Annotated in this window: 8 protein-coding genes; 2 read left to right on the top strand and 6 right to left on the bottom strand. The window is 69.7% G+C overall.

The features are described 5' to 3' along the window. Nucleotides 1-704: 704 nt before the first annotated feature. Nucleotides 705-1,154 carry a hypothetical protein gene (locus tag IRZ30_RS15120; RefSeq protein ID WP_294086341.1) on the top strand — a complete coding sequence of 150 codons (450 nt, stop codon included), beginning with the start codon at nt 705-707 and terminating at the stop codon, nt 1,152-1,154. Nucleotides 1,155-1,215: 61 nt separating this feature from the next. Further along, the gene (locus IRZ30_RS15115; protein ID WP_294086340.1) at nt 1,216-2,868 is read left to right on the top strand and encodes a DUF5671 domain-containing protein; all 1,653 of its coding nucleotides are present in this window, start codon (nt 1,216-1,218) and stop codon (nt 2,866-2,868) included. Between the two features lie 85 nt (nt 2,869-2,953). On the opposite strand, the gene IRZ30_RS15110 is transcribed toward IRZ30_RS15115, so the two are convergent. From IRZ30_RS15110 to IRZ30_RS15085, 6 genes are all read right to left on the bottom strand, one after another. Further along, a complete protein-coding gene (locus IRZ30_RS15110; protein WP_294086339.1) occupies nt 2,954-3,235 on the bottom strand; it encodes a hypothetical protein in 282 nt (93 codons plus the stop codon). Between the two features lie 31 nt (nt 3,236-3,266). After that, entirely contained in the window at nt 3,267-3,728 is a 462-nt protein-coding gene (locus tag IRZ30_RS15105) for a DUF2171 domain-containing protein (protein ID WP_294086338.1), read from the bottom strand. Nucleotides 3,729-3,765: 37 nt separating this feature from the next. Further along, nucleotides 3,766-4,068, bottom strand: a complete 303-nt coding sequence (locus IRZ30_RS15100) for a hypothetical protein (protein WP_294086337.1) — start codon at nt 4,066-4,068, stop codon at nt 3,766-3,768. Beyond that, a complete protein-coding gene (locus IRZ30_RS15095; protein WP_294086336.1) occupies nt 4,058-4,468 on the bottom strand; it encodes a hypothetical protein in 411 nt (136 codons plus the stop codon). Before IRZ30_RS15095 ends, IRZ30_RS15100 begins: the two co-directional genes overlap by 11 nt. Nucleotides 4,469-4,933: 465 nt before the next feature. Further along, entirely contained in the window at nt 4,934-5,512 is a 579-nt protein-coding gene (locus IRZ30_RS15090) for an inosine/xanthosine triphosphatase (RefSeq protein ID WP_294086335.1), read from the bottom strand. Between the two features lie 18 nt (nt 5,513-5,530). Beyond that, the coding region (locus tag IRZ30_RS15085; RefSeq protein WP_294086334.1) for a hypothetical protein at nt 5,531-5,711 on the bottom strand (181 nt) is incomplete at its 5' end.

The following is a 5,711-nucleotide window of genomic DNA, read 5'->3' as shown; positions in this document are numbered from 1 at the left end:
GGGGGTTTTGTTTTAAACCCCCCCGGCGCCGACCGGGGGGGGCCGGCCGCCCACGGGCGGTAAAGGGCGAGGCGCGCCCGGTGCTGGCGTTGGGGTCCACCACCCGGCGCGTGCCCGGGGCTAAAGCCGCCGGGCTGACAAGGAAAAGCCGGCTCAAGCCGGCTGGGATCGCGGTACGGCTCAGCCCCCGATGCGCCGGTCCCGTCGCTCGGCCTGTGCCCGAGGCGAAAGCCACCGGGCTAGGCAGCGAAGCCCACTGAAGGGTCTGGGGACGCGGGGTCCGGTCGGTGGCCGTATCCAATGCGCCGGGATGTCGCCATCACAGCCCCTTCAGTGGGCTTACCAGCTATCAGCCCGGCGGCTTTAGCCCCGGGCACGTGCCGACCGCGTACCCCCATTTCGTTCGTCAACCTCCAAATCCCTCGGGCACCCACCCGGCGGGTTCTCCTCATACGCGTGTGTCAACCCTGAGGCCCAAAGTCCGCGGATGTGTGAACGGTACAAGCCTCAGTGTGGCTGTCAGAGGGCGCGGAAGGGCGTGCAGTATCATGGGGGCAATATTCCGTCACGATGCGCAGTAGGCCGGGTCGCGCAGCGTCGCACCCTCCGCAGTCCGGCGAGCTGCTACAATCCCACATCGTCCCCTTGAGGCAAAGAGAGCGCGTTGACGCCGGGCGAGAGCTGAGGAGAAGGGAGCGAACCCGATGGGTCGGGCCGAACGGTCGGTCCTCATCATCGGCCTAGGGGTGCTCGGGCTCGTGGTATTGGCCGTTGTGGCTGCGCTGGCGCTGGGCTCCACCGAGCCCACCCGGTTCCCCGAAGGATCGCCCGAGGACGTCTTGCAGCGCTATCTGATCGCGGTGGAGGAGGGCCGGGCCGAGGAGGCGTACGACTACCTCTCCGCCCGAGCGCAAGGGGACATGCCCTTCCGCGATTTCTCCCGGTTCGTGGCCAGCGCGGGGCAGTACCCGTCCGAGCGGCGCGTGCGGATCGACCGGTCGGTGGGAGATGGGGACCGGGTGACGCTCTACCTGACGGTCGAGTTCTTCTACGGGTCAGGCATCGACTTCAACCGCTCGACATACGAGCGTCCGGTGCGCATGGTGCGGGAAGACGGCGTGTGGAAGGTCGACGAGCCGCTAACCGTGCTGTAGCTGGCGCGGTGCTCAGCGTGGGCGGTGGTGCTCGGGCCGGGAACAGGTAGGGAGTGCCGAGGTGCAGATCGCACGGCGACTCTACATCTACTTCATCGCGGCCGTGTCGCTCGCGATGCTCGCCGTGGGCCTGATGAACCTGCTGCGCATCGGTCTGGCGCAGATCGCCATCGCGCTGGGGTGGTCGGAGGTGATCCTCGAACCTGGCGAGGCGATCCGCCGGCAGATCAGCCTCTGGGCCGCGGTGTCGATCGTCGCGCTGCCGGTCTGGCTGCTCCACTGGTGGCTGGCCGAGCGGGCAGCGCTGCGGCCGGACGCGGACGGCGAGGCCGAGCGCGGCTCGACCGTGCGCGCGCTCTACCTGAGCGCCGTGCTGGCCGGGTCCTTCCTGGCTGCGTTCTTCGCGGGAACCACTCTCGTGCAGCGGCTGTTGGGGGAGGCTCTGGGCGTGCCGGGGCCGACGGGCAGTCTCGCCGGCCCGCTGGACCTCGTCGTGGTCTCCGCGAGCATCTGGGTCTACCACGCCGGGGTGCGACGGGGCGATGCCGCCGCGGTGGAGATGCGGGGCGCAGCCGCCTGGGCGCCGCGGCTCTACCGCTACGCGGCGGCCTTCATCGGAGCGCTCCAGCTTCTCTTTGAGCTGGGTACGCTCTTCCGGTTGATCATTGAGGTGCTGCTCCCGCGGGAGACGATCGTCCCGAGCGATGACTGGTGGCGCGGGCCACTGGCCGGTGGCGTGGCGAGTGTGGTGGTGGGCCTGCTCGCCTGGGCTGGGCATTGGGGCGTCTCGCTGGAGCTGCTCCGGCAGCCCGGGTGGCGCGGGCTGAGCGAGCGCGCGTCGGTCCTTCGGCGCGCGTACCTGTACGTGATGATCCTGGTCGGCGTGGTAGCGACGCTGGTCTTCACCGCGGTCTTCCTCAACGAGGCGTTCGCGTGGGTCCTCGGGGTGATACCGCGTCCGGCCGGTGATGCGCTCGCCCGGCGGCTGCTCGACCCGCTGGCGCGGGCGCTCCCCTTCGCCGCGGCCTGGGCCTACCACCGGTGGATCGTGCTGGCCGAGGCGGCCAGCATGACCGAGGCGCCCCGGCAGGCGTCGGTGCGCCGCATCTACACCTACGGTGTCGCCTTTGTCGGGCTCGGCTTCGGCAGCGTCGGGCTGGCGTACCTTCTCGGGCTGCTACTGGACGCAGTGCTCGGGGGCACCCGCGTCGTCACGGCCCCACCGGACTGGTGGCGGCGGCAGGTGGCGCTCTTCGTCGCCCTGACGCTGGTCGGCACCGGTGCCTGGCTCTGGCACTGGTACATGGCAGCGCGGCGGGTCTCGGCCGACCCGGCCGACGAGCGGGGGGCGACGACGCGCCGGGTCTACCTCTTCGCCACGCTGGCGGCGTCACTTGTCGCGGTGCTGGTGAGCCTCGCGGTCACGCTCTACCGGATCCTGACCGTGCTCCTCGGGGTTGGGTCAGCCCGAGGGCTGGTGTCCGATGTCAGCGCCGCACTCGGCGTGTTCGTGGTGGCAGCGGCACTGCTCGCGTACCACGGTATCGTGCTGCGGGACGACCTCCGCGAGCGCCGGGCGGAGGCTGCCGCCGAGAAGGCGCTTCCCCTGCTGCTGACCGGACCACCCGACGCGGACCTATCGGGCATCCTCGACGACCTGCGGGAGCGCCTGCCAGAGGGGTACACGTTGCGACCCTTCATCGAGCGCGAGTAGCCGGTCGAACGATGCCGGCTACTCGCGCGGGAGCATTACCATCCTCGGGTGCGCGTTGCACCGGCCTGGCGACAGGCCCGGCCGGTCAGTAAGGCCACTCCGGATCGTCGTCGCGCGGCTTGCCCTGCTCGTCGTAGGCACCGGGCTCCTGGCCAGTCGAGTGGACGCCCATCCCCTGGCCCGAGCCGAACCCGCCAGCCGTCTTCCTGGCCGTCGGGTCGAGCAGGTCGTCCGGGTCGCGTTCTGCGGCGGCGCGGCGCTCCCGCACCTGCATGATCTCGTCGGCCTGTTGCTGGGTAATGCGCCCCTCGGCGACGAGCTGGTCCAGTTCTGCGTCCGACAGAGTCAGGAGCTGCTCCCGATCCATAATACGTTCTCCTCTCCCGGGTGCCGCTGGGTTACACCACCGGGAAGTCCATGCGGTCGATCTGGGTGGGCGGCACGTCGAGGATCAGCCGGTCCCCGAGGATGTCGTTGATCAGGTCGAAGGGGATGTAGACGTCGAGCTTGCCGGGACGGTTCAGGATGAACCGGTTTCCCTCGACCGCGGCTACCTGGCCGACCGTCTTCCTGTCCGACCCCTCGACCGCCATGCCCGGTGTGGGCATGATCTCGCGGAACGGGGCGTAGAGGTCGGTCGTGGGCGGGCTTGAATTGGAAACCTCCCGGGCCTTGAGCATTAGCGTGACGACGCCGTTTGCCACCTCGCGCACGGCCGTGAAGGGCAGCACACGCGGCGGCTCGAGCTCGCGACGGATGAGGAACGCATCCGCTCCGACCCGCTCGACCCGGCCGACCGTCACGCGATCGGCGCCGACGACCTCCATGCCCGGCCTGATCTGCTCGCCGTTGATGCTCATCGATCCTCCCATCGGTCGTGCGTGTCGGGGGCGCTGCTCACTCCTGAGTGCGGCGCTTGCTCGACCCGCCGCCCATACCCCCGCCGGATGTGCCGCCCGCGGGCACGTTGGTCTGCCCCGGCGGGATCTTGTGGGCGGTATGGCGCGGGTCGTTGCGGGGTGGGCGCTGAATGTCGCCGTGGCTGCGATCCCGCCGCTCCCGGGTCAGCATCTGCCGTGCGGCCTCCGGGTCGGTCCGCAGGAGATCTTGGGCCGACACGACCGGGTTCTCATCGAGCTGAGGGTTCTCCTCCGGAGGTTCCTCAGGGTGCTTCCGCGGATTCTTGATGTCATCCGACATCGGCCTCCTCCGATCCCTGCTCGATCGTCCCATGCTTCATCTCGCGCAGCCGTGCTTCACGCTCGGCCTGTCCCTCCGACTGCGCACGCCGGATCTCAGGCTCGCGCTGGAGGTCTGCGAGGTACCGATCCACCTGATCGTAGAGGTCGTGGAAGGCGCGGCGGATCGCGTAGCCCAGCGTGTCGGCGTGCCCGTCGGCCGCGATCTGCTGCGTCGGCCCACGGAACAACAACCGCGCCCGATAGCTGTTGGTCTTGTCGTGGTAGTGCAGGGCCACGTCGAGCAGCTTCAGATCGTCGGCGGCGTTCGCGAACCGGCGCTCGAGCAGTCGCGCCTTTCGGCGGACCAGCTCCTGCGCCTTCTCGACATGAGCGGCATTCCCATGGAACCGGTACTGCATGGTGGACCTCTTCTCGTGTGCCGGCGGGCGGGGATCCCGCCCACCGTTCCCTCTCCCTCGACCGGAGGCGCGGTCCAGAGAAGAGATGTGGGGCGCCTCACGCTCATCCTGCCCGGTAGCTCGTGGCAAGCGCGCCTCATCCCGGCGGGGTGGCGTGACAACCTCGTGCCATCTACGCTGCGACGCCGTTTGTTGCGCAGTTGCAACGGTTCGTGTCCAGGGGGCGTCGCTTCTGTTGCATGTTGCTGCGTAACCTGATCCTAGCATCCGGGCGGCACGACGTGACTCCACACGCCGCCGTGGCCCGAAATGGCTCCACCAACCATCGTCGCACCGTGGGTGCCACCCTGGATGCGCTGTAAACGAGCAAGCCCTTCCCTTCCCGAGCCGCGCCACGGGCGTCCCCACCCGTGGCGCGGCTTTTTGGTGGGTTCGATCGGGGGATTCAGATGTGCAGGGGTGGCGTCAATGCCGGGAAAACCCGCCGCGCCAGACCTCGAGCAGAGCGGCGAGGGCGTGGAGGGCGGCGATGGTGAGCATGTCGGTGCGGTCGCGGCGGCCGGCAGTGAGCAGGCTGATGGCTCCGGCGTGCCGGGCGGTGCCGGGGGTGCCGAGCAGGTCGTCGATGACCGGCCCGAGTTCCGCTCCCGTTCGCAGGCGCTGCGCGACCTCTGCCGGGAGTGGGAAGCGCTCGCTGCCACCGAAGGCGCGAACGCCCGCACGGTCGATCGCAGCGGCCCAGGCGACGACGTAGAGGCTTCCGCCAGGCCCCTCAACCACGCCCGACTCAATGCCCAGGCCAAGGTCCGCGTCGAGCGTCAGGCGAGCCTGCGCCGCCCGGCGCAGCGCGCCACGAGCCGTCTCCTCGTCGCCCCAGGGTTGGGCCGGGACGCCCGATGGGACGTCCACCGCCTCGACCGTGGGGCGGAGGAAGTAGGCCGCAGCCGCCCGCTCGACCGCCGCGCGCTTGGCCGGGTTCACCGAGCCGGCGGCGATCCTCACCGGTTCATCAGCGTGGAAACGCGGCCTGGGCTCGGATGTCATGCGTTCGTTCCTCCTTCGCTACGGCCCGACCATGCGTGCTGTGCGGAGTGTAAAGGAAGTTAGTGACGGGCGGGTGCCGTAGAGATCCTGCCGCTCGGCGCGTGCCCGGGAAGTCACCCCCAGGCTGACAAGCACTGCCCTGCGAAGTGGGCTGTGATACAGCAGGGTCCACCCCACGGCGTTCGGTTCCGCCGCCCGG

Source organism: Sphaerobacter sp., assembly GCF_019683595.1.
Classification (GTDB): Bacteria; Chloroflexota; Chloroflexia; order Thermomicrobiales; family Thermomicrobiaceae; genus Sphaerobacter.
This window is presented reverse-complemented; position numbering and strand designations above follow the sequence as displayed.

Excerpts from the sequence above, each read along its gene's own strand:
- IRZ30_RS15100 (WP_294086337.1), bottom strand. The coding sequence starts at position 4,068 with ATGTCGGATGACATCAAGAATCCGCGGAAGCACCCTGAGGAACCTCCG.
- IRZ30_RS15105 (WP_294086338.1), bottom strand. The coding sequence starts at position 3,728 with ATGAGCATCAACGGCGAGCAGATCAGGCCGGGCATGGAGGTCGTCGGC.
- IRZ30_RS15095 (WP_294086336.1), bottom strand. The coding sequence starts at position 4,468 with ATGCAGTACCGGTTCCATGGGAATGCCGCTCATGTCGAGAAGGCGCAG.
- IRZ30_RS15120 (WP_294086341.1), top strand. The coding sequence starts at position 705 with ATGGGTCGGGCCGAACGGTCGGTCCTCATCATCGGCCTAGGGGTGCTC.
- IRZ30_RS15090 (WP_294086335.1), bottom strand. The coding sequence starts at position 5,512 with ATGACATCCGAGCCCAGGCCGCGTTTCCACGCTGATGAACCGGTGAGG.
- IRZ30_RS15110 (WP_294086339.1), bottom strand. The coding sequence starts at position 3,235 with ATGGATCGGGAGCAGCTCCTGACTCTGTCGGACGCAGAACTGGACCAG.